19 protein-coding genes are annotated in these 21,737 nt (G+C 64.0%); 7 read left to right on the top strand and 12 right to left on the bottom strand.

Translation table 11 applies throughout. The features are described from left to right. Positions 1-25 precede the first annotated feature (25 nt). From J1M81_RS10400 to J1M81_RS10430, 7 genes are read right to left on the bottom strand one after another with little or no spacing between them, the layout of a single operon-like run. Entirely contained in the window at positions 26-778 is a 753-nt protein-coding gene (locus J1M81_RS10400; protein WP_206498014.1) for an enoyl-CoA hydratase family protein, read from the bottom strand. Further along, the gene (locus J1M81_RS10405; RefSeq protein WP_032369694.1) at positions 778-1,938 is read right to left on the bottom strand and encodes an acyl-CoA dehydrogenase family protein; all 1,161 of its coding nucleotides are present in this window, start codon (positions 1,936-1,938) and stop codon (positions 778-780) included. Before J1M81_RS10405 ends, J1M81_RS10400 begins: the two co-directional genes overlap by 1 nt. Then, complete coding sequence (locus tag J1M81_RS10410) at positions 1,935-3,911, bottom strand: biotin carboxylase N-terminal domain-containing protein (protein ID WP_057472796.1); 1,977 nt, start codon at positions 3,909-3,911, stop codon at positions 1,935-1,937. Before J1M81_RS10410 ends, J1M81_RS10405 begins: the two co-directional genes overlap by 4 nt. 7 nt (positions 3,912-3,918) lie before the next feature. Continuing rightward, positions 3,919-5,517 carry an acyl-CoA carboxylase subunit beta gene (locus J1M81_RS10415; protein ID WP_027498168.1) on the bottom strand — a complete coding sequence of 533 codons (1,599 nt, stop codon included), beginning with the start codon at positions 5,515-5,517 and terminating at the stop codon, positions 3,919-3,921. Further along, positions 5,514-6,662 (bottom strand): acyl-CoA dehydrogenase family protein, encoded by a 1,149-nt coding sequence (locus tag J1M81_RS10420; RefSeq protein WP_027498169.1) that lies wholly within the window; start codon positions 6,660-6,662, stop codon positions 5,514-5,516. Before J1M81_RS10420 ends, J1M81_RS10415 begins: the two co-directional genes overlap by 4 nt. Next, positions 6,659-8,386 carry an acyclic terpene utilization AtuA family protein gene (locus J1M81_RS10425; protein ID WP_206498015.1) on the bottom strand — a complete coding sequence of 576 codons (1,728 nt, stop codon included), beginning with the start codon at positions 8,384-8,386 and terminating at the stop codon, positions 6,659-6,661. The genes J1M81_RS10420 and J1M81_RS10425 overlap by 4 nt, the downstream gene beginning before the upstream one ends. Further along, positions 8,383-9,195, bottom strand: coding sequence for a TIGR03084 family metal-binding protein (locus J1M81_RS10430; protein WP_206498016.1), 813 nt, complete (start codon positions 9,193-9,195; stop codon positions 8,383-8,385). The genes J1M81_RS10425 and J1M81_RS10430 overlap by 4 nt, the downstream gene beginning before the upstream one ends. Before the next feature lie 94 nt (positions 9,196-9,289). Between J1M81_RS10430 and J1M81_RS10435 the strand changes: the two genes are divergently transcribed. Then, entirely contained in the window at positions 9,290-10,363 is a 1,074-nt protein-coding gene (locus J1M81_RS10435; protein ID WP_206498017.1) for an endonuclease/exonuclease/phosphatase family protein, read from the top strand. Positions 10,364-10,370: 7 nt separating this feature from the next. Continuing rightward, positions 10,371-10,769 carry an ASCH domain-containing protein gene (locus J1M81_RS10440; RefSeq protein WP_206498018.1) on the top strand — a complete coding sequence of 133 codons (399 nt, stop codon included), beginning with the start codon at positions 10,371-10,373 and terminating at the stop codon, positions 10,767-10,769. 244 nt (positions 10,770-11,013) lie between these two features. Here J1M81_RS10440 and J1M81_RS26295 read toward each other — a convergent pair whose 3' ends face one another. Together J1M81_RS26295 and J1M81_RS10450 are read right to left on the bottom strand one after the other, a co-directional pair. Next, positions 11,014-11,685, bottom strand: a complete 672-nt coding sequence (locus tag J1M81_RS26295; RefSeq protein ID WP_206498019.1) for a class F sortase — start codon at positions 11,683-11,685, stop codon at positions 11,014-11,016. Between the two features lie 7 nt (positions 11,686-11,692). Continuing rightward, positions 11,693-13,177, bottom strand: a complete 1,485-nt coding sequence (locus tag J1M81_RS10450; protein ID WP_206498020.1) for an ice-binding family protein — start codon at positions 13,175-13,177, stop codon at positions 11,693-11,695. 406 nt (positions 13,178-13,583) lie between these two features. Here J1M81_RS10450 and J1M81_RS10455 point away from each other — a divergent pair, with 406 nt between their 5' ends. Further along, complete coding sequence (locus tag J1M81_RS10455) at positions 13,584-14,261, top strand: TetR/AcrR family transcriptional regulator C-terminal domain-containing protein (protein WP_032365304.1); 678 nt, start codon at positions 13,584-13,586, stop codon at positions 14,259-14,261. 7 nt (positions 14,262-14,268) lie between these two features. On the opposite strand, the gene J1M81_RS10460 is transcribed toward J1M81_RS10455, so the two are convergent. The 3 genes from J1M81_RS10460 to J1M81_RS10470 all read right to left on the bottom strand — a co-directional run bounded on the left by J1M81_RS10460 (position 14,269) and on the right by J1M81_RS10470 (position 18,105). Beyond that, a complete protein-coding gene (locus tag J1M81_RS10460) occupies positions 14,269-14,994 on the bottom strand; it encodes an alpha/beta fold hydrolase (RefSeq protein WP_206498021.1) in 726 nt (241 codons plus the stop codon). Between the two features lie 4 nt (positions 14,995-14,998). Continuing rightward, on the bottom strand, positions 14,999-16,711 hold the full coding sequence (locus tag J1M81_RS10465) for an MDR family MFS transporter (protein ID WP_052068758.1): 1,713 nt from the start codon (positions 16,709-16,711) through the stop codon (positions 14,999-15,001). 92 nt (positions 16,712-16,803) lie between these two features. Then, a complete protein-coding gene (locus J1M81_RS10470; protein ID WP_371828235.1) occupies positions 16,804-18,105 on the bottom strand; it encodes a nitrate/nitrite transporter in 1,302 nt (433 codons plus the stop codon). Positions 18,106-18,184: 79 nt separating this feature from the next. Between J1M81_RS10470 and aroQ the strand changes: the two genes are divergently transcribed. From aroQ to J1M81_RS10490, 4 genes are all read left to right on the top strand, one after another. Further along, complete coding sequence (gene aroQ, locus J1M81_RS10475; RefSeq protein ID WP_032381310.1) at positions 18,185-18,619, top strand: type II 3-dehydroquinate dehydratase; 435 nt, start codon at positions 18,185-18,187, stop codon at positions 18,617-18,619. Between the two features lie 79 nt (positions 18,620-18,698). Then, positions 18,699-19,469 (top strand): thioredoxin domain-containing protein, encoded by a 771-nt coding sequence (locus tag J1M81_RS10480; protein WP_206498022.1) that lies wholly within the window; start codon positions 18,699-18,701, stop codon positions 19,467-19,469. A 20-nt stretch (positions 19,470-19,489) separates the two neighbouring features. Then, positions 19,490-20,074 carry a vitamin K epoxide reductase family protein gene (locus J1M81_RS10485; RefSeq protein ID WP_032399416.1) on the top strand — a complete coding sequence of 195 codons (585 nt, stop codon included), beginning with the start codon at positions 19,490-19,492 and terminating at the stop codon, positions 20,072-20,074. A 134-nt stretch (positions 20,075-20,208) separates the two neighbouring features. Then, positions 20,209-21,702: an NlpC/P60 family protein gene (locus J1M81_RS10490; protein WP_032399417.1), complete on the top strand. Its 1,494-nt coding sequence runs from the start codon at positions 20,209-20,211 to the stop codon at positions 21,700-21,702. Positions 21,703-21,737: the final 35 nt, after the last annotated feature.

Below are 21,737 nucleotides of genomic sequence, written 5' to 3' on the forward strand. Positions count from 1 at the left end.
CACCATCTCCCTGCTCCTTCTCGACCTACTTTTCGGCAGCCCAGGACGGCGGCCTCTTCTCCAGAAAGGACATCATCCCCTCTCGGGCCTCCTCCGATGCAAACAACCTGGCCGATTGCTCGGCGACGGCCGTTCCGCGCTCGTCGATCTCGCGTCGGATCGCGGCGGTGGTGAGCTGTTTGGACTCGGCCAAGCCCTGCGGCGAGCACTTCCTGAACATGATCATGTAGTCGGCCACCGCGGCCGCGGGAACGGCGTCGGCCACGGTGACCAGACCGATCTCCTGGGCGGTGGCACCGTCGAACGTCTCGCCGGTGAGGAAATATCGACTCGCCGCCCGGGACGACAGTCGCGGCAACACGGCGACGGAGATGACCGACGCCGCCAGTCCGAGGCGAACCTCGGTCAGCCCGAACGAGCTTTCCGGTCCGGCAATGGCGACGTCGCACGCCGCCACGAGCCCCATCCCGCCTGCCCGCACATGACCATCGATCTGTACGACGACGGGTTTCGGGGTGTCGATGATCAGCCGCATCAGATCCAGCATCTGCCGAGTCCGGAGCTCCGGCGACGCCCCGGCTTCCCGGAGATCTGCACCGGCGCAGAACGTCGTACCGGTGTGACCGAGCACGATCGTTCTGATGTCGTCGTCGTGCGCCGCAGCGATGAGGCCCGCTGTCAGCTCCTCGACCAACACCGACGACAGCGCGTTTCGGTTCTGCGGCGAATCCAACGTCAAATACGCTGTGTCCTTGCCCGACTCGACGAGAACGGCCATCAGTAGCTTCTCGGCAGGCCGAGCGAGTGCTGGCTCACGAAGTTCAGGATCATCTCCCGGCTCACCGGAGCAACGCGGGCGATACGGGCGGCTCCGAGCATCGCAGCCAATCCGTATTCACTGCTCAACCCGGCACCACCGTGGGTTTGGATCGCCTGATCGAGTGCCTTGATACTGGCCTCGGCAGCAGCGTATTTCGCCATGTTCGCGGCCTCGGCGGCACCGAAATCGTCGCCGGAGTCGTAGAGCACCGCGGCCTTCTGCATCATCAATTTCGCCAACTCCAGCTCGATCTTGCACTGCGCCAACGGGTGCGCCAAGCCCTGGTGAGCGCCGATCGGGGTCTTCCAGACCGTCCGCTCGTTGGCGTATTTGACCGCCGCGTCCAGAGCGTATCGACCCATACCGACAGCCATCGCAGCACCGAGAATGCGCTCGGGGTTCAGTCCGGCGAACAACTGCATCAGGGCAGCGTCGGCCTCACCGACGAGTGCCTCGGCGGGCAACCGGACGTCGTCGAGGAACAGCACGAACTGATGATCGGGCTCGACGATGTCCATCTGCATCTGCGTCTTCTGCAGTCCCGGAGCGTCGGTGGGCACGATGAACAGGGCAGGCTTGAGCTTGCCGGTCTTGCTGTCTTCCGTTCTGGCAACGATCAATACGGCGTCGGCCTGATCCACGCCCGAGATATAGATCTTGTTGCCCTTCAAGATCCATTCGTCACCGTCGCGACGCGCCGTGGTGGTGATCTGGTGCGAGTTGGATCCGGCGTCGGGCTCGGTGATGCCGAAGACCATGATCTTGGAACCGTCGGCGAGAGCGGTGAGCCACTCCTGCTTCTGGTCTGCCGTGCCGTACTTGCCGATGATTGTGCCGCAGATGGCCGGGCTGACGACGACGAGCAGCAGACCGGCACCGTGCGCGGCCAACTCCTCCTGCACGAGCGCGAGTTCGTAGATGCCTGCGCCTCCGCCGCCGTATTCCTCGGGCAGATTGACGCCGAGGAAGCCGAGCTTTCCCGCCTCGTTCCACAGTTCGGTCAGTGGCTCACCTTTGCGCGCCTTGGGCAGCACGTAGTCGATGTAGTTGTAGCGCTTGCCCAGTGACGAGACTGCGTTGCGCAGACCCTTCTGCTCTTCGGTTTCGATGAAACTCATGCTTGCTCCACTCCCTGCTCGGTGACTACTGGCGTGTCGGTGACTACTGCCAAGACCTGCCCTACCTCGACTTGCTGACCCTGCTGCACGTTCAGTTCGGTGAGCACACCATCGGCGGGTGCAGTCACGGTGTGCTCCATCTTCATCGCCTCCAGCCACAGAATGGGCTGGCCTGCGGTGACGGTGTCTCCCTGCGCAGCAGCAATTCTGATGACGCTGCCCGGCATCGGCGCGAGCAGTGATCCGGCCGCCACCTCGTCGGTGGGGTCGGTGAACCTCGGTGCCCGAGCCAATCGGACGGGGCCCAGAGAAGAATCCACGAACACGTCGGACCCGTAGGTGCTCACTGCGAAGATACGACGAATACCGTTGTCGTCCAACGTCACCGAGGTCGGTGTGTGCTCCACCAGTTCGACACCCTCCACCGAGGAGGCGAGTCCGCTGCGTCCGATCGAGTATTCGACGGTGATGTCGTTGTACGTCTTGCGCTGCGGTTGCGACCGGAGATTGCGCCAGCCGCCGGGTAGACCCCGGTTCACCCGAGCTCGCGAGACGTTGCTCGCTGCGTCGGCCAGGGCAGCCGCGAGCGCCGACAGTTCCTCGGCCCGGCCGTGCGCGATCGGCTGAGCCAGGACATCGAGGCCGTGCGTGTCGAAGAAGGCTGTATCGGTGTCGCCCGCCAGGAACGCCGGATGGCGCAGAATGTTGACCAGCAGATCGCGATTGGTCTTCAGGCCGTGAATGGTGGCGTTCTGCAGTGCTTTCGCCAACAGAGTCGCCGCTCGGTCCCGTGTCGGGGCGAAGGAGATCACCTTGGCGAGCATGGGGTCGTACTGCGTTCCCACCACGCTGCCCGTCTCGACGCCGGAATCGACTCTGATGTATCCAGCTTTGTCCGACACCTCGAACTGCGCACCGGAGATATCGAATCGGTGCACGGCACCGCTCTGCGGCTGCCAGTCCTGAGCCGGATCCTCGGCGTACAGCCGAACCTCGATCGAGTGTCCCCGAGTCGTGGGCTGTTCGGCCGGTAGCCGCTCCCCCGCCGCAACCTGGATCTGCAGCGCAACGAGATCGAGACCCGTCGTGCATTCGGTGACCGGATGCTCCACCTGCAAGCGGGTGTTCATCTCGAGGAAGAAGAAGTTTCCCTTTTCGTCGGCGAGGAATTCGACGGTGCCTGCGCCCTCGTAGCCGATGGCCTCGGATGCCAGTGTGGCTGCCTCGAACAGCTTCTCGCGCATGCCGTCGATGCGTTCGACGAGCGGCGACGGAGCTTCCTCGACGACCTTCTGGTGCCTGCGTTGGATCGAGCATTCACGCTCGCCCACCGTCCACACCGTGCCGAATCGATCGGCCATGACCTGAACTTCGATGTGCCGCCCGGTTTCGATGTACCGCTCGATGAACACCGTTCCATCGCCGAAGGCCGACAGGGCTTCTCGTCCGGCTGCCTCGAGCTCCGACTGCAGTGCATCGAGACTGCGGACGATACGCATCCCCCGACCGCCGCCGCCCGCGGACGCCTTGATCAGTACTGGCAGCTCGTTCTCGGTGACCGACTCGGGATCGAGTCGAGTCAACACCGGCACTCCAGCGTCGGCCATCATCTTCTTGGACTCGACCTTCGAGCCCATCGATTCGATGGCCTTGACGGGCGGTCCGATCCAGGTCAACCCGGCGTCGAGTACCTGCCGGGCGAATTCGGCGTTCTCGGAGAGGAATCCGTATCCCGGATGGACCGCGTCGGCTCCGGCCTGCACCGCGGCGGCGATGATCAATTCTCCGCGCAAGTAGGTCTCGGACGGGCTCTGCCCAGGCAGACGCACAGCGGAGTCCGCCTCACGCACATGGGGAGATGCCGCGTCGGCGTCGGAGAAGACCGCGACGGTATCGATGCCCTCCGCGCGGCAGGTGGTGAAGACGCGTCGGGCGATTTCGCCGCGATTGGCCACGAGGACTTTGTTCAGCATGCGGGCATCACATCCGGAAGACACCGAAGTTCGCGGTGCCTTCGATCGGGGCAGAGGCGATGGCCGACAGGCACATTCCCACTACCGTGCGGGTGTCACGGGGATCGATGACGCCGTCGTCGTAGAGGCGTCCGGACAGGAACATCGGCAACGATTCGGCTTCGATCTGATTCTCGATCATCGCGCGCAGTCCGGCATCGGCCTCCGCGTCGAACGCTTGACCGCGAGCTTCTGCGGCGGCGCGTCCGACGATGGAGATGACGCCGGCCAGCTGTGCGCCACCCATGACGGCGGATTTGCTGGACGGCCAGGCGAAGAGGAAGCGAGGATCGAAGGCGCGGCCGCACATGCCGTAATGGCCGGCTCCGTAGGACGCCCCGAGCAGGATCGAGATGTGCGGCACCTTCGAGTTGGAGACGGCGTTGATCATCATCGATCCGTGCTTGATCATGCCGCCTTCCTCGTATTCCTTGCCGACCATGTAGCCGGTGGTGTTGTGCAGGAACAGCAGTGGCGTGTTCGACCGGTTGGCGAGCTGAATGAACTGCGTCGCCTTCTGCGATTCCTCGCTGAACAGCACGCCGCGTGCGTTGGCGAGGATGCCGATCGGGTAGCCGTGCAACTCTGCCCAACCGGTGACGAGCGAGCCGCCGTACATCGGCTTGAACTCGTCGAAGTCGGAACCGTCGACGATGCGGGCGATGACCTCGCGGGGATCGAATGGGATCTTCAGATCGGTGGGGACGATGCCGAGCAGATCCTCGGGATCGGCGAGTGGCTCGATGACCTCGGTGCGTGGCTCGGGCCCCTTCTTCTTCCAGTTCAACCGGGAGACGATGCTGCGTCCGATACGGATGGCGTCCTGCTCGTCGACGGCGAAGTAGTCTGCGAGACCCGACTTTCGAGCGTGCATCTCGGCTCCGCCGAGCGACTCGTCGTCCGAATCCTCACCGGTGGCCATCTTCACCAGGGGCGGTCCGGCCAGGAACACCTTGGATCGTTCCTTGATCATGACGACGTGATCGGACATGCCGGGAACGTAGGCACCGCCCGCAGTCGAGTTGCCGAACACCAGGGCGATGGTCGGAATACCGGCCGCCGAGAGCTGCGTCAGATCGCGGAACATGCGCCCACCGGGGATGAACACCTCTTTCTGCGTGGGCAGGTCGGCACCGCCCGACTCGACGAGAGAGATCACCGGCAGTCGGTTCTGGGTGGCGATGTCGTTGCCGCGGAACCCCTTCTTCAGGGTCCACGGGTTGCTGGACCCGCCGCGGACCGTGGGATCGTTGGCCACGATGAGACATTCGACCCCGCACACGACACCGATACCCATGACGGTGCTGGCACCGACGGGAAAGTCGCTGCCCCACGCCGCAAGTGGGCACAGTTCGAGAAACGCGGAGTCCTCGTCGATCAACAATTCGATGCGCTCACGGGCGAGCAGCTTGCCACGCTTCTTGTGTCGATCGACGTACTTCTGACCGCCACCGAGCAACGCCTTGTCGTGTTCGGCGTCGATCTCGGCCAGTTTGGTGTGCATGGCTTCGGTGGCACCGGTGTACTGCTCCGATGCGGTGTCGAGAGTGGACTTCAGCACGCTCATGCCTGGTACCCCAATCGTTTTGCGGCAAGGCCGGTGAGAATCTCGGTGGTTCCGCCGCCGATACCGAGGATGCGCATGTCGCGGTATTGCCGTTCGACCTCGCTCTCGCGCATGTACCCGAGTCCGCCGAAGAGTTGGACGGCTTGATTGGCCACCCACTCCCCGGACTCGACGGCGGTGTTCTTGGCGAAGCAGACCTCGGCGATGAAGTCACCGTCCTCCTGCATGGACCGCTCGACGAGGGAGCGGGTGTACACGCGAGCGATGTCGATCTTGCGCGCCATCTCGGTGACGGTGTTCTGTACGGATTGCCGTGCGATGAGCGGCTTTCCGAAGGTCTCCCGGTCTCGAACCCACTGCAGCGTCAGATCGAGGCACCGCTGCGCGCTGGCGTAGGCCTGAGCGGCGAGAGCGATACGCTCGGTGAGAAATGCCTGCGCGATCTGGACGAAGCCACTGTTCTCGGCACCGACCAGGTTGGCCACCGGAACCCGTGCGTCGACGAAGGAGAGTTCGGCGGTATCGGAGGCGCGCCAGCCCATCTTGTCGAGCTTGCTGGTGACCTCGAAGCCCGGTGTGCCCCTTTCGACGACGAGGAGCGACACTCCGGCTGCACCCTCGCCTCCCGTCCGGACCGCGGTGACGACGAAGTCCGCACGGCACCCCGAGGTGATGTAGGTCTTCGACCCGTTGACGACGTAATGGTCGCCGTCTCTGACCGCCTTGGTCCGCAGATGACCCACGTCGGAGCCGCCACCCGGCTCGGTGATCGCGAGCGAGCCGATCTTCTCCCCCGCCAGCGTCGGCCGTACCCACTTGTCGATTTGCTCAGGATCTCTCGCGGCAACCAAGTGCGGCAACGCAATTCCACAGGTGAACAGAGAAGCGAACAGTCCGCCCGACGCGCCGGCCTGGTGCATCTCCTCACAGATCAGCACCGCGTCCGCGAGATCACCGCCGTCGCCGCCGACGTCCTCGGGAAACCCTGCGCCGAGCAAACCGAGAGCGGCCGCCTTCTTGTGCAGCTCACGCGGAATCTCGCCCTCGGTCTCCCACCGATTCATGTGCGGCGCGATGTCCTGCTCCACGAAACTGCGAACGGTCTTGCGAAGCTGCTGACGCTCCGGCGTCGTCCAGATGCTCATATGAGTGCTGCTTTCTTGTCGGGTCGTTCCGCAGGCTCCACTCCTGTGAACACGAGTGTTTCGGGGATGTCGATGTGCCGCGACCGCAGCCATTCACCGAGTCCCTTGGCCTGTGGATCGAATCTGGCCTGCGAAGCCACGCCTTGGCCGAGGATGCCGTCGATGACGAAGTTGACGGCCCGCAGATTGGGCAACACGTGGCGCGTGACCGTGAGGTGCTCGGCCTCGGGCAGCATCGTTTTCAGGGTGTCGACGGTCAATGCGTGGACGAGCCAGGAGAATTCGTCGTCGGTGCGCACCCACACTCCTACGTTGGCGCTCCCACCCTTGTCTCCGCTGCGGGCGGCGGCGATGGTGCCGAGTGGTAGTCGGATGGTGTCCTCGGCAGCTCGCGGTGCCGGCAGCTTCGGTTCGACCAGCGATTCCAGGACTCGCGTCTGCGCCGAGGGTGCAATGCTGCGTTCGGTGCCGTCGGCCAGGTGGGCCGTATGCGGTACGTCGTGTGCGTCGACGAAACCTGCGGTGAACACCCCGTACGGGGCTCCGTTTCCGGGCGGTGCGGTGACCGAGAAGCCCGGGTAGCTGGCGAGCGCGAGTTCGACCGCCACAGCCGAGAACTGGCGTCCCACCGCGTCGGGGTTACTGTCGCGGGCGACGCAGCGCAGCAACGCGCTTGCGGTTTCCTCGGTCTCGGCGTCGGGCTTGTCGGTACGCACCAGAGTCCAGTCCAACTCGGTCGGTCGGGCGGGCAACCACGACTCGAACTGCCGTTGCGCCAGTTCGGCTTTGGCCTCGATGTCCAGGCCGGTCAACACCATCGTGAATTCGTTGCGGAAGCCGCCGAGCGCGTTGAGCGACACCTTGTAGGTGGGCGGCGGCGCTTCTCCGGTGACCCCGCTGATCGATACTCGGTTACTGGACTCCTGCGCCAGGACCGCCGTGTCGATGCGCGCGGTGACGTCGGGGTTCGCGTATCGGCCACCGGTGATCTCGTACAGCAGTTGCGCGGTGACGGTACCGACGCTGACGGCACCGCCGGTGCCGTCGTGCTTGGTGATGACGGAGGATCCGTCGGCTTCGATCTCGGCGATCGGGAACCCGGGACGGGACATGTCGGCGATCTCGGTGAAGAACGAGTAGTTGCCGCCGGTCGCTTGAGTACCGCACTCGATGACGTGGCCCGCGATGACTGCGCCGGCCAATGCATCGTAATCGGTTGTCGACCAACCGAAGTGAGCGGCGGCGGGGCCGACGATGACACTGGCGTCGGTGACGCGACCGGTCACCACGACGTCGGCACCGGAGTTCAGGCATTCCACGATTCCCCACGCACCGAGGTAGGCGTTTGCCGTCAGCGGGCTCCCGAGGCCGAGTTCGCCTGCCCTGCCGAGGAGGTCGTCGCCGTCCACGTAGCCGATCTTCGCGCCGGAATCGAGCTTCTCCAACGCCTCGACCAGTCCGCGCGGATTGAGTCCGCCGGCATTGGCGACGATCTTCACGCCCTTGTCGAGTGCCAGTCCGAGGCAGTCCTCGGCCTGCCGCAGAAAGGTTTTGGCGTAGCCACGGGTCGCGTCCTTCATTCGGTCGCGTCCGAGAATGAGCATGGTCAGCTCGGCGAGGTAGTCACCGGTGAGGTAATCGAGGTCTCCTCCCTCGAGCATCTCCCGCATCGCGGACAGTCGATCTCCGTAGAAACCGGAGCAGTTGCCTATACGTACGGTCATGCTTTCTCGCGTCCTGCCTTGTCTCGTCCCTGTCCGGGAGGGCCTGCGAAGGCTTGGGCGATGGTGAGCCAGTGTGCGGCATCGGCCCCGTCGGCTCGAACGTCCAGATCGTCGCGGTGTGCGCGCTGAGTGACGAGAAGGCAGAAATCGAGTGCAGATCCGGTGACACGCTGTTCTGCGTCGTCGGGACCCCACGTCCACACTTCGCCCGAGGGTGCGGTGAGCTCGATTCCGAACGGTTCCGCCGGCGGAGTCTGCTCGTTGACGGCGTAAGCGAAATCGCGTGTCCGCACGCCGATGTGTGCGACTCCGCGGATTCGGTCGGTCGGCACGCGGGTCACGCCCAGCGCGTCGGCGACATCCTGTCCGTGGGCCCACGTCTCCATGAGACGGGCGGTGGCCATGGACGCGGCACTCATGGGCGGCCCGAACCACTGGATCTTGACGCCCGACGGGACCTGCTTCAGCGCGTCCGTCATGGCGTGGCGGCGGGTTCGCCAGGCGCTCAACAGTTCCGGATTGCCCGCTTCCTCCTCGGCGGCGGCGTCGACGAACCCGGTGGGGTTCTCCCAGGCCTTTTTCAGCGTGCGGGCGAACTCCTGCTCGGCCGCGGCATCACCGGACGCTGCGGAAGTGGTTCGCTCCGCGACGTGATCCGTCCACGACAGGTGCGCAATCTGATGTGCGATCGTCCAGCCCGCCGCCGGAGTAGGTGCCGCCCAGCGTTCGGGTGCCAGCTCGGCCACCAGCGCGTCGAGGTCGTCACCCTCGGCACGGAGATCGCCGACGAGTGAGTCGAGGTCTGCCATGGGACCAGCTTCACAAAGGCACGAGAAAAAAGCAAGCACGCTTGCTTGTTAATTCGTAACCTTACGTTCGCTTGCCGTCTCTACGGTCGGAAACGTGAAAACGTCGAGATTTGTGGCCGTCGCCGTTACCCTCGCCTTCATGGCTGCCGGCTGCTCCTTCACGGACCCGTCTACTGCAGACCCGACCCCCGACGAACCGTCGAGCATCCGGGTGGCGACGTTCAACGCCAGTCTCAATCGGTCCGCGGCCGGACAGTTGGTCACCGACCTGAGCGCGGAGAACGCCCAGGCTCGCGCAGTAGCCGACGTGATCTCCGCGAACTCACCGGATGTTCTGCTGGTCAACGAGTTCGACTATTCGGGGTCCGATGGCCCCACCCTCTTCAACGAGAACTACCTCGACGGGCAGTACCCGTTCTTCTTCACTGCTCCGGTGAACACCGGCGTCGACTCGGGACTCGACCTGGACGGGGACGGCGCACTCGGTGGCCCCGGTGACGCCTGGGGATTCGGACAGTTTCCCGGTCAGTACGGCATGGTGGTGTACTCGAAGTTCCCGATCGACACCGGTTCGGTACGCACGTTCCAGAACTTTCTGTGGAAGGACATGCCGAACTCGCTGTTACCGCGCGACTATTACGGAGAGAACGCAGACGCGCTTCGACTGTCCAGCAAGTCTCATTGGGACGTGCCCGTCGACGTGAACGGGAAGACGCTGCACGTGTTGGCCTCGCATCCCACTCCCCCATCCTTCGACGGACCCGAGGACCGTAACGGTAAGCGCAATCACGACGAGATCCGGTTGAGCGCCGATTACATTTCCGGTGCCGACTACCTCTACGACGACAACGGCGTGCGAGGCGGACTCGACGAGGGAGCCTCGTTCGTGATGATGGGCGACCAGAACAGCGATCCGGTCGACGGCGACTCCGTGACCGGTGCCATCGCACAGGTTCTGGATCTTCCGCGAGTTCGAGATCCGGCACCCACGTCCGATGGACATGGAACGGACACAGCCGATTTCGCTGATCCCACGCCGGGTGACCTTCGGGTGGACTACGTGCTGCCGTCGGACGATCTGACCGTGCGCGACTCGCAGGTGTATTGGCCCGATCAGGCCGAGCACCCGTCGGACCACAGACTGGTGCGGGTAGACCTCGAAATATGATGCGTGCGTGACCGATCTGCCGATTGTCGAGTTCGCCTACCCGGGCCCACTGCGGGACACGCTGGTTGCGGCCGTGCTGTGCGGAGCGAAGACCAGCACGGCAAGCCTGTTGGCTCAGTACACCGACGAGGAGCTGCCCAGGGTCGGCGAACGCGGTGCGGTGGTGAATTCGGCGGGTGCCGTAGTCGGGGTCATCGAAACCACGGCTGTGGATGTCGTTGCGCTGAGCGATGTTCCGCTGCAGCATGCGCTCGACGAGGGTGAGGGTTACACCGATGTGGCGCAGTGGCGTGCCGGACACGAACGATTCTGGCAGTCCGTCGAAGTCCGCGAGGAGCTGGGCAATCCGAATTTCACGGTCAACGACGACACTCAGGTGGTGCTGGAGCGATTCGAGCTGGCATGAAGGTCTGCCTGTGCCGCTATCACCACAGCCTGAAGACCGCGGGCCTGTGGACTCCGGTCATCCTTGCTGATGGCGTCGAATTCTGGGTCTCCAATGCCGGCACCACTGCCGTCACCGTGCCTGCAACAACGCAGCTCGCAAATCACGGGCACCTTCCGACCGTCTACCGCAGACCCCAAGGCGCGGAACGACAGGCAGATTTATCGACCTCGAACTCGAGCAGCCGGGCTAGGAAGGTAGAGCGTCAGACCCGATCCGCGTAGACGACGATGTTGTCCTCGTAACTGGCGACATCCGAATCGAATTGGCCACCGCATGTGATCAGACGCAACCCTGGGTGGTCGAGATCGCCGTACACCTTCTGGGTGGGGAAAGCATCCTTCGGATACTGCTCCACAGCGCTGACGACGAACCGGACCGTACTTCCATCCTCGGCAGTGACGGACACATCGTCTCCCTGCTCCAGTTCGCGGAGTCGGTAGAAGACAGCCGGGCTACCGGCCCAATCCACGTGGCCGGCAACGATCGACGGTCCCAGCTGACCCGGGATCGGCGATCCGGTGTACCAGCCTGCGGGAAAACCGCCCGGCGGAACGTCCATTGCTCCATCGGGAAGTAACCCGAGGTCCATCACATCGGAATCGACACCGATCGCGTCGATCTCGATACGTTCGGGCGGAGATGCAACATCCTCGGCCGAACCACCGCTCTGGGCAGGGACCGAATTGGGTTGAGCGACAACTTCAGCCGATGTCGTTGCTGGGGTTCGAGTCGGAGCGGGTTCATCGGCCGGTGTCGCACACCCCGACACGAGGGCCACCGCCATCAGGCAGGCTGCTGCCGCAGCCCGCACTGCAACCCGGCGGCGGGTCACAGTGCGGGATGCTTCTGCAGCAGTATCGATCTCAGTGTTCACGTGTTACTCAGCGTCGACGACGGCTGAGCGCCAAGGCCGAAATCCCGCCTGCAGCAAGGACCGCGAGCACACTCAGCATCGATGTCATCGACGACGCACTCGGCCGCACGCTGGTGCTGCCATCGCCCGTTTCGACTCCACCGTTGGGAATCTGTGTGATCTGGCCACCGGGGTTGTATGTACCCGGCTGATCGGGAGTGCGCGGCTGATCCGGAGTGCGCGGCTGGTCCGGAGTGCGCGGCTGGTCCGGGGTGTTGGGCTGGTCCGGAGTGCGCGGCTGGTCCGGGGTGTTGGGCTGGTCCGGAGTCCGAGGCTGGTCCGGGGTGTTCGGCTGATCCGGCGTGTTCGGGTTGTCCGGCACGTTCGGGATACCCGGAATCGGCGGAAGCGTGATGCCGGGGATCGGCGGCAGACCCGGGATCGGGGGTACTTCGATGACGATCGGCGGCGTACCGCCACCACCGCCGTCACCCGGTGTACCTGGCGTTCCGCCACCATCACCCGGCGTACCTGGCGTTCCGCCACCATCACCCGGCGTACCTGGCGTTCCGCCACCATCACCCGGCGTACCGCCGCCGCCACCCGGGGCGGTCGTCGTTGTCGTGGGTGCCGGTGTCGTTGTCGTAGGCGCCGGCGGTGTGGTCGTCGTGACCGGCGGCGTCGTGGTCGTGACCGGAGGGTTCGTGGTCGTGACCGGAGGTTCGGTGATCCCACACTCTGCGTTGCTGATCGTGTTCGAGTCGAGGGTGACTGCGCCGGTCAAAGCCAAGAGTCGTCCCCGCACATCGGCATCCGTCGTCGCGGTGATCGACGCCTGCGCCATGACCGTGCCGACGAAATCGGTGCCGGTGCCGAGAGTGGCCGAGCTTCCCACCTGCCAGAACACGTTGCACGGGCTGGCCCCGTTGATCAGTGAGACACTGCTGTTCGAGCCCGTGATGAGAGTGGATCCGGCTTGGAAGATGAAGACCGCAGCGGAATTGCCTTGCGCATCGAGCGTCAGAGGCAGAGATCCGGTCAGTCCGAGTGTGTCGCCCTTGTACAGACCGGCATACCGAGTGGTGCCGCCCAGCTCGACGGGGACCAATTCAGGACCCGACCTGTTGGCAGCGTCGGTGTATGCAACCTGCAGAGCAGCTTTCGCATTCAATGCTCGTTCGTTCTTGTCATCGATCACGCCGTTGGTAATTTGGCCCTGCAGCAGTCCGCTGACGCTCGAAGGATTCCCGTCACCTGGGCTCACACCCACGGAGCCGTTGATCACAGATCCACCCGCATCGGTCACGGTGGAGCCGGCAAGAATTGCGTACGGATCTGCGGCACCGAGACCGACGGTGGGGACGACGACAGCAGGTGATTGAGCGTCGGCCGAAGAGGCGTTGACCAGCATGAGCGCGCTGGTTGCCAGTGCGACGGTACCGACGAGGGGAATCAACGCCGAGCCCTTGCGTCGGGATGTGGACGGCGCAGGACGGTGTTGCGGAGAGTACATGGTGTGTACCGATCTGCTCGAGGAGATGCGTGCGAGGCTTGTTGCCGCACAACGCGTTATGAATATCGATTCCCCCGACGAGATTCGACAGAATTTAAGATGTCACGCGACGGTCGACGATGGTCACTGGAATTCACCAGGGGCGTCGAGGTCTCGCGGAATCCGTAGATCGGTGGCGTCGCCGGCTGGCTGTTCAACTGCGCGACATGAGTAGAGGGGGCGCGGAGGCTCGTGGCCCACTCCGCAACAGCGAGTTTCCCCGTATCTCTACGGTGTAGAACTACAGCACACCATGTGTAAGGTCTGGGGTCAAGCGAAAAGCGTTGGTGAACAATAAGATTGTTTGTCGACCGAAAGCCGATCGGCGTGCCGCTTACTCGAATACCGACATCGGCGGAGCAATGTGATGACCCCCTCGGATCGCAGTAGCCACAACTCTAGGGACAGAATCGACCACGAATTCGTCGTGTCGGCCGCCCTCGCCATCATCGACGACACCGGACTCGACAGCCTGACCATCCGCAGCCTGGCTGTCTCGATCGATCGCGACCCCATGACCGTGTACCGGTACGTCGCCACCAAGGAAGCACTACTCGACGCCGTTGCCGATTCGATTCTCGGAGACCTCGTGTCGGTGGACGGATCGGACACCGATTGGCGACGTCAGCTGACGATCTTCGGCCGGCACTATCGCGAACTCGCCTTGGCACACCCGCGCGCGGCCGTTTTGCTGGCGACTCGGCCCCGGTCCACTCCGCTGGGCCTGGGCACCACCAGGTCCCTGATGTCACTCGAAGGCATATTGAGCCTGTTTGCCACCGCGGGATTTACTGTCCCCGAGGCGCTCTCGGCCTACCGGTTGCTGATGTCGATGCTCCGCGGTCACGTGCTCAGTGAAACGCAGGAGACGACGGACAACCCGGACGAGACCGTCGACAGACTCAGCCTCGCGTTGCGCAGACTCCCGATCGAGGACTTCCCGATCATGTCCGTACTGCCGCCACTCATCACCGCATACGACGGTGCCCGCGAGCTCGATCGCGGATTGAAGGCCCTGTTCGACGGCCTGCGTCACACACCGTGACCACGGATCAGGCTCGGCGAATGGGCGCGAACGTCTGCACTGCATCCCGGGTGAAGTAGTCCAGCAATATCGCATTGGACAACGCGGGCTTCTCGACCAACACACCATGCGAGGTACCCGGGACTATTGCCAGCTCGGCGACCGGCATACTGCGGTAGAACTCGGCAGCATGCTCGATGCTCACCTCGTCGTCGTCACCGATCATCACCAGAGTGCGCACCGACAACGCGGCGAGATCGCTCGCAGTCAGTGCGGGATCTGCACTGTGCATATCGTCGAGCCGGCGTACGAAATCGCTACGGTCGGCGTCGCCGAGTCCGGACAGCCCGCCGCCCCAACCGTCGCGATGAAAGACACTCGCGACGCAGGCGAGACGATCCACCAGATCCGGGCGTAGCAGTGCGACCAGTAGCGCTACGACACCGCCGTCGCTGCACCCGGCCAACCGCGTCCGTCGCCCGACGACCTGCTCGATGAACGCAATGGTGTCGTCGACCATGTCCGAGAACGTCAACTCGGAGGAGAGACCAGGCCCGGAAACATCAGGGGTGCGGCCATGCCCTCGACGTTCGGGGGTGAGCACCCGAAACGCCGAGGACAGCCCGGCGACAGTGACATCCAGCGCTCGCGCATCAGCGCCCCCAGGATGGAGAAGGACCAGCGGTTCCCCGTCGCCCACCTCGGCGTACCAGGTGTCCACCGAGCCGAGCCGAACCCAGTTCTCCGAACTCACGCCATCAATGTAGACCGGTGCCCACGTCGTTCGCTCGCTCTTCGTCGCGTTCCTGCTGAGCTGCCGCCAGACCCGACATCGTGCGCAGCGGCACCTCCTTGAGGAAGAGCACCAGGACGAATCCGAGGAGCATCAGGATCGACACGGCCAGGAACACGTAGTCCATCGCGTCGGAGAAGCCGATGCGGAACGGCTCGGCGAGCGCGGGATCGAGCTTCTGGATGAACGAACTGTCCTGCAAGGCACTACCGGCAACGGATGCATCACCCGAGGCGATGGCCTTCGCGAACCCGGACTCCAACGGATCGGCACTGGTGGCCGCGCTCTGCACGGCCTGCTGGAACGCGGGCGTCGAACCGGCGGCGACCAACGCATCGCCGGTCTTGGGCGTCAGCTGAGTGAACAGCATCGACAGGAACACCGCCACGCCGACCGTCGCACCGATCTGACGGAAGAACGTTGCCGCCGAGGTGGAGACACCCATATCCTTGGGCGGCATCGCATTCTGGATGGCCAACGTGAGCGGCTGCATCATCGAACCGAGACCGAGACCGAACACACCCATCACGACCATCGTCTGCCACAACGGAGTGTCGGCGTGCACGTAGTGGAACGTGAACATGGCGATCGCCATCAGCGCAGTGCCGACGATCGGAAAGATCTTGTACCGCCCCGTCTTCGAGATGATCGAACCCGACACGATGGACGCGATCATCAGTGCGCCGACGAGCGGCAAGGTCTGATAACCGGCGAGAGTCGGCGAGGAACCCTTGACCACCTGCAGGTACTGCGGCAGCAACGAGATACCGCCGAACATGGCTGCGCCTGCGATGACACTGACGGCAATACACAACGAGAACAACGGGTTTCGGAAGAACCGCATGGGGATCAGGGCATCGTCGCCCATCTTGATCTCGGCGAGAACGAACGCGATGACGCCCACGATGCCGATCCCGAAGCACAGCAGTGCCCGCGGCGAACTCCATCCCCATACGCGGCCCTGCTCGGCGATGATCAGCAGCGGCACGAGCCCGACGCTGAGAAGCACTGCGCCCCACCAGTCGACGCGGGCCTCGCGGCGGTAGACGGGCAGGTTCAGCACCCGCCAGACGACGACGAGCGCGATGATGCCGAGCGGAACGTTGATGTAGAAGACCCAGCGCCAGCCGGTGATGCCGAGAATGGACGACTGCCCGGCCAGCAGACCGCCGATGACCGGCCCGAGCACACTGGACGTACCGAACACCGCCAGGAAGTAACCCTGATACTTGGCCCTCTCCCGCGGGGGCACGATGTCGCCGATGATCGCCAACGCCATCGACATCAGGCCACCTGCACCCAACCCCTGCACGGCCCGGAAAGCTGCGAGCTCGTACATCGATGTCGCGATGCCGCACAGCATGGACCCGACGACGAAGATCGAGATGGCCGTCATGAAGAACGGCTTGCGCCCGTAGAGATCGGAGAGTTTGCCGTACAGCGGAGTCGAGACAGTGGACGTGATCAGATATGCCGTTGTCACCCAGGCGAGAACGGAGAACCCGTTGAGATCGTCGGCGATGGTCCGGACCGACGTCGAGACGATGGTCTGGTCGAGAGCCGCCAGGAACATGCCCATCATCAGGCCCGACAGAATCGTCATGATCTCGCGGTGCGAGTACTCGCCACTCACCGCACTCGCTTCACGCTCGGCGGTCGCTTCAGGCTCGCTTACCATCTCTTTGTTTCACCTTTACGTAACGTTTGCTTGTGTCCTACAACGATATTCGGACCACCAGCATGCTCGTACAAAGCCGACTAAGCAAAGGTTTATTTGCGGCGCATCCGGTCTCGGACCTCGCGCATCGTGTGCGGGTGGATGCCGTCGGCCGCGAGCACCTTGCGCGTCTTGCGCCGCGTCGCCAGCACCCCAATGATCGCGATGATCCACACGGGAAACTGCACCAGCATCGCGACCCGGAAACTGTCGAAGTCGTAACCACCCATCGCGTCGAGAATCCACCCGATCGCCGCGATGACCAACAGCGATGCCAGGAAGCCGCCGATGTTGACCATCCCCTGAGCCGTCCCCAGATTGGCACTCGGATTGAACGTGCGGGCGAGGTCGAATCCGATCACCGACCCGGGCCCACCCACGGAAATCACCACGACGAGAAGAACGAGCAGCCACAGCGGCGCAGGTCCGGGCAGCGACAGCACGATGGCCCACATCGTGGCGTTGCTGACCATGATCGCCAGCACCAGCCAGGACCGACGCATCGGGTAGCGCCCGGTGAGCAAACCGAGCACGATGCCCGACGCCACCGCCGACAGCACCGACAACGTCAGCAGCGCTCCGGCCGTCGACGCCGACAATCCCTGAGCGGTGGTCATGTACGGCACACCCCACAACAAGGCGAACGTGGTGATCGAGAACTGGGTCCCCATGTGCGAGAAGAATCCGAGCCGGGTCCCCGGTCGTCGCCACACCTCGCCGATGGAGTCCAGCGTCTGCCGCAACGACGTCGGCTCCGGTTCCGGAGCGGTGCTGTCGTCGGGACGATCTCGAATCAGAGCGAGCGAGAGGACGAGTGCGAGCAAACCCAGTGCCGCCGCGCTACCGAAAGCGAACGTCCACCCCGGCCCGTTCAGCAGAATCAGAAACGGCACGGCCGAGAGCACCTGCCCGAGCTGCCCCAGCAGCCCGGTCAACTGGGACACGATCGGCACCCGCCGCGGCGAGAACCAACGCGGCACCAGACGCAGGACCGAGATGAACGTCAGCGCGTCGCCGATGCCCACAAATGCACGTGCCGCCACCGCGACCGGCAGCGATTCGGTGAGCGCCAACGTGATCTGCGCCGACGCCATGATCAGCGCACCGGCAGCGATCATCTTGCGCGAACCGATCCGATCCAGCAGCACTCCGGCCGGAATCTGCATCGCCGCGTACACGACCACCTGCAGCACCACGAACGAGGACAACAGAGACGGGGAAATCGAGAACCGGTCCGCAGCGCTCAGCCCGGCGACCCCGAAGGCCGTCCGATGCAGCACCCCGATGACATACGCGAAGACACCGATGCCCCACACCACCCATACGGTTCTCCCCGTACTCACCGTCTTCCCAATGCTCACGGGGCAATTGTGTCAACCACGCTGTGGAATGATCGGACCCGGTAGTTCGTAGAGCAGGAAAGCGAGTGACGTCATGGCCAAGCAAGTGCTGGTGCTCAACGGTCCGAACCTGAACATGCTCGGCACCCGTCAGCCCGAGGTGTACGGCAGCGCCACCCTCGTCGACGTCGTCGCCCTGTGCGAGAAGACCGCCGCCACACACGGACTCGACGTGAAAGCAGAGCAGTCCAACCACGAGGGACAGTTGATCGACTGGATCCACGAGGCACGCGGGGTGGCGTCGGGCATCGTCATCAACCCCGGCGGACTGACCCACACGTCGGTGGCGCTGCGTGACGCACTCGTCATCCCCGAGGTCCCGATCATCGAGGTGCACATTTCCAACGTGCACGCCCGCGAGGAGTTCCGGCACCACTCCTACGTCTCTCCGATCGCCAGCGGAGTCATCGCCGGACTCGGCATCGACGGATACCGATTCGCGATCGAACGACTCGCAGCTCTTATCTGATACTGCTCTTATTTGATACTGCACTTGTTCGACACTGCTCTCATCTGACACTCAGGTTGTCCTGCATAAACTGGTCGCCGTGAACACCAGCAACAAGGCATCGAGAGACGGCAGAGCGTCCAAGGACATCCGGGCAATGCAGAACGGCGACAAGAATCGTCGAACGCTGATCCAGATCGTCGTCGCGGTCGTTCTCATCGCACTCGTTGCAGCCATTGCTCTGTTCATCGTCAACAAGGATTCGACGTCGGGTGAGGCATCTCCCGACGCGAGTTCCACATCGGGCCCGCAGCTGACGCCCACGTCGCTCACCGCGAACGGTGCCATTCGTTTCGGCAACCCCGATGCCACCACTGTCGTCAGCGTCGTCGAGGACTTCCAGTGCCCGGCCTGCAAGGCATTCGAGTCGGTCAGCGGATCGACTCTGCAGCAGCTGGCCGACGCAGGCAACGTCGCCGTCGATTACCGTCCCATCTCCATTCTCGATCGCTTCTCGAACGGCACGATGTACTCCACCCGTGCTGCGAGTGCGTCGATCTGTGTCGCCGAGAACGATCGGGACAGTTGGATGAACTGGCACAACTCGATGTTCGCCGAGCAGCCCGCCGAGAACGGCAACGGTCTGCCCGACGACAAGCTCGTCGAGATCGCCGCCGCAGCCGGTGCCGACTCCCCCGCCACCGCGTCGTGCATCACCGACGGCAGTTACACGGACTGGGTCACCACCCAGACGCAGACCGTCATCGGCGAGGGCATCAACGGAACGCCGAGCATCCGCGTCAACGGCACCGACGTCGCCACCCCGACACCCGAGAACATCCTCGCTGCCGCCGCGGCAGCCGGAAACTGAGCAGCAACCGGTAACCGACCATGAGAACTCGCGCCGGCGCTGCAGTCTTCACACTCTTCAGCGCACTGGGGCTCCTCGCCGCACTGACCCTGACGATCGAACGATTCAAGCTCCTCGAAGACGCGTCCTACGTTCCGTCGTGCAGCCTGAATCCGGTGCTCTCGTGCGGGTCGGTGATGGTCACGAAGCAAGCCGCGCTGTTCGGATTTCCCAATCCGATCCTCGGAATCGTGGCGTTCTCCGTCGCCCTCGTCGCCGGTATCCTGTGGCTCGGCCGCGTCGAACTCCCGCACTGGTTCTGGCTCGGACTCAGTGCCGGTCTGCTGCTCGGCGAAGTGTTCGTGCACTGGCTGATCTTCGAGAGTCTCTACGAGATCGGTGCCCTGTGCCCTTACTGCATGGTGGTGTGGGCCGTGACGATGCCACTGTTCGTACTGGCTCTGAGCCGACTGATCAGCACCGGCTCCAGTAATCCGGACGAACGCCCGGGCACAGTCGGCCGTCTTTTCCTCGAATGGCGGTGGACGCTGCTCGCCGTGTGGTACGCAATCGTCGTCGCGCTCATCGGAATCCGGTTCTCGGACTACTGGGGCTCGTTGCTCTGAGTTTCGTTGCTCTGACAGTTTCGCAAAACTCATGAGTCGATCGGCTGCACCGTGCATGATGGTTGCAGCACCCGGGTGAGTCTGATCACAGCTCCTGGCTCGGGGAAGAACGATCGAGTAACAGGAGTCGAAGCATGGCAGGCGATCCCTTCGCAGTCATCGTTGCCGTCATCGTGTCTGCCGCAGGCGCAGTCGCCGGAACGGACGCCCCAGCTCCACTGCAGAATCAGGCGGTGAAGGATCAGGCAGCCGCGGTCGCTGCCGCTGCCGAGGACCAGGGCAAAACGATGTCCGATCAATGGGCAGACCTGATGGGCACCATGCCCGAACCCGCCGCCGACGTCGCAGACCGGACCCTGAACGACGCCGCCGAGGGACTGCACACCGCCGTCGAACCGATGCTTCCGGAAATGCCCACGGTTGCCGAGATCGAGACGCCGGAAGCGCCCACAGCAGTGACGCCCACAGCAGCCTCGCCCGCAGTGGGAATGGCTGCGGGTCTCACACCGGCGGCGATCACGCCGAGCGCCCCGCTACCCTTCAGTGTTTTTTCGTCGAATGCGGCATCCAGCGCCGTCGCCGGGCTCGCCACCGGCGCTCTGCAATTCGCCGGCCGCACGTACACCGCCGCCGACATCGCGACCCAGACGGCGTTCATGGCGTCGGCCGAAGCCATTCGGCGAGCACTCTTTCCCGGTCTACCCGTCACGTTCACCGGCATCAATGTCGGTCCGATCGGTTTGGGCGCGGTGGGAGCGATCACCGCGTTCGTTCCGTGGTTGCAGAAGGCAGGCAACATCTGCGGCGGCGTCAAGGCCACAACGATTGCCGCACTCTACGCCGCCGAGAACGGATTTCGATACGGTCCGACAGCTCCGGTATCGAGCACCGGCGCACAGGGACCCGGCCAGTTCATGCCGGGAACGTGGGCAACCTACGGCAAGGACTACGACGGCAACGGCGTGGTCGACGTCAACAGCATCGGCGACTCGGTCATGGCGTCGGGAACGATGCTGTGCGACATCTATGGACAGGTCGACGGCTGGAAGCGCGACGGCAAGGTCTCGGGCGACACGACGGACCTGACCCTCGCCGGATACAACGCCGGAGCGGGTGCAGTGTTGCGCTCGGGCGGAATGCCTTCGGGGTCAGTCGATTACGAGACTCAGACCAAGCCCTACGTAGCGCGCATCCGGGCCACCGAGGCCCAGTTCGCGGCCATCCTCACTCCGTTCGCCGGGCTCGATCTCACCGGAATGGGCGGGCGGGCAGTGCAATTGGCGATGGATTACCTGGGCCTGCCGTACGTGTGGGGCGGCGGAAACATCAACGGGCCGTCCGGCGGCGGATTCGACTGCTCGGGCCTGACGTCCTACGCACTGTTCAAGGCCTCGGGCGGAAAGGTCACCCTGCCGCGTACGTCGGAGACGCAGTGGAACGTGGGCACCGAGGTGCCGATGGCCCTCGCCCAGCCGGGCGATCTACTGTTCGGCAACTGGGGCGCGGCGGGCCCGGGACACGTGGCGATCTACATGGGCAACGGGCAGATGGTGCATGCGCCCACCACCGGTGACGTGGTGCGGGTGGCACCGGTGTTCGACGGGATGCGAGCTCGCCACATCCTCTGACGGGTATCACGTGGGTCCACCCGCGTACAGTGCGG

The sequence above is a fragment of the Rhodococcus sp. KRD175 genome (assembly GCF_017168275.1).
Taxonomy (GTDB): domain Bacteria; phylum Actinomycetota; class Actinomycetes; order Mycobacteriales; family Mycobacteriaceae; genus Rhodococcoides; species Rhodococcoides fascians.

What these genes read in the sequence shown, in the direction of transcription:
- J1M81_RS10465 (WP_052068758.1), bottom strand. Translation starts at nt 16,711, where the DNA reads ATGGTAAGCGAGCCTGAAGCGACCGCCGAGCGTGAAGCGAGTGCGGTG.
- J1M81_RS10455 (WP_032365304.1), top strand. Translation starts at nt 13,584, where the DNA reads ATGACCCCCTCGGATCGCAGTAGCCACAACTCTAGGGACAGAATCGAC.
- J1M81_RS10410 (WP_057472796.1), bottom strand. Translation starts at nt 3,911, where the DNA reads ATGCTGAACAAAGTCCTCGTGGCCAATCGCGGCGAAATCGCCCGACGC.
- J1M81_RS10430 (WP_206498016.1), bottom strand. Translation starts at nt 9,195, where the DNA reads ATGGCAGACCTCGACTCACTCGTCGGCGATCTCCGTGCCGAGGGTGAC.
- J1M81_RS10450 (WP_206498020.1), bottom strand. Translation starts at nt 13,177, where the DNA reads ATGTACTCTCCGCAACACCGTCCTGCGCCGTCCACATCCCGACGCAAG.
- J1M81_RS10425 (WP_206498015.1), bottom strand. Translation starts at nt 8,386, where the DNA reads ATGACCGTACGTATAGGCAACTGCTCCGGTTTCTACGGAGATCGACTG.
- J1M81_RS10400 (WP_206498014.1), bottom strand. Translation starts at nt 778, where the DNA reads ATGGCCGTTCTCGTCGAGTCGGGCAAGGACACAGCGTATTTGACGTTG.
- aroQ (WP_032381310.1), top strand. Translation starts at nt 18,185, where the DNA reads ATGGCCAAGCAAGTGCTGGTGCTCAACGGTCCGAACCTGAACATGCTC.
- J1M81_RS10420 (WP_027498169.1), bottom strand. Translation starts at nt 6,662, where the DNA reads ATGAGCATCTGGACGACGCCGGAGCGTCAGCAGCTTCGCAAGACCGTT.
- J1M81_RS10490 (WP_032399417.1), top strand. Translation starts at nt 20,209, where the DNA reads ATGGCAGGCGATCCCTTCGCAGTCATCGTTGCCGTCATCGTGTCTGCC.
- J1M81_RS10405 (WP_032369694.1), bottom strand. Translation starts at nt 1,938, where the DNA reads ATGAGTTTCATCGAAACCGAAGAGCAGAAGGGTCTGCGCAACGCAGTC.
- J1M81_RS10485 (WP_032399416.1), top strand. Translation starts at nt 19,490, where the DNA reads ATGAGAACTCGCGCCGGCGCTGCAGTCTTCACACTCTTCAGCGCACTG.
- J1M81_RS10415 (WP_027498168.1), bottom strand. Translation starts at nt 5,517, where the DNA reads ATGAGCGTGCTGAAGTCCACTCTCGACACCGCATCGGAGCAGTACACC.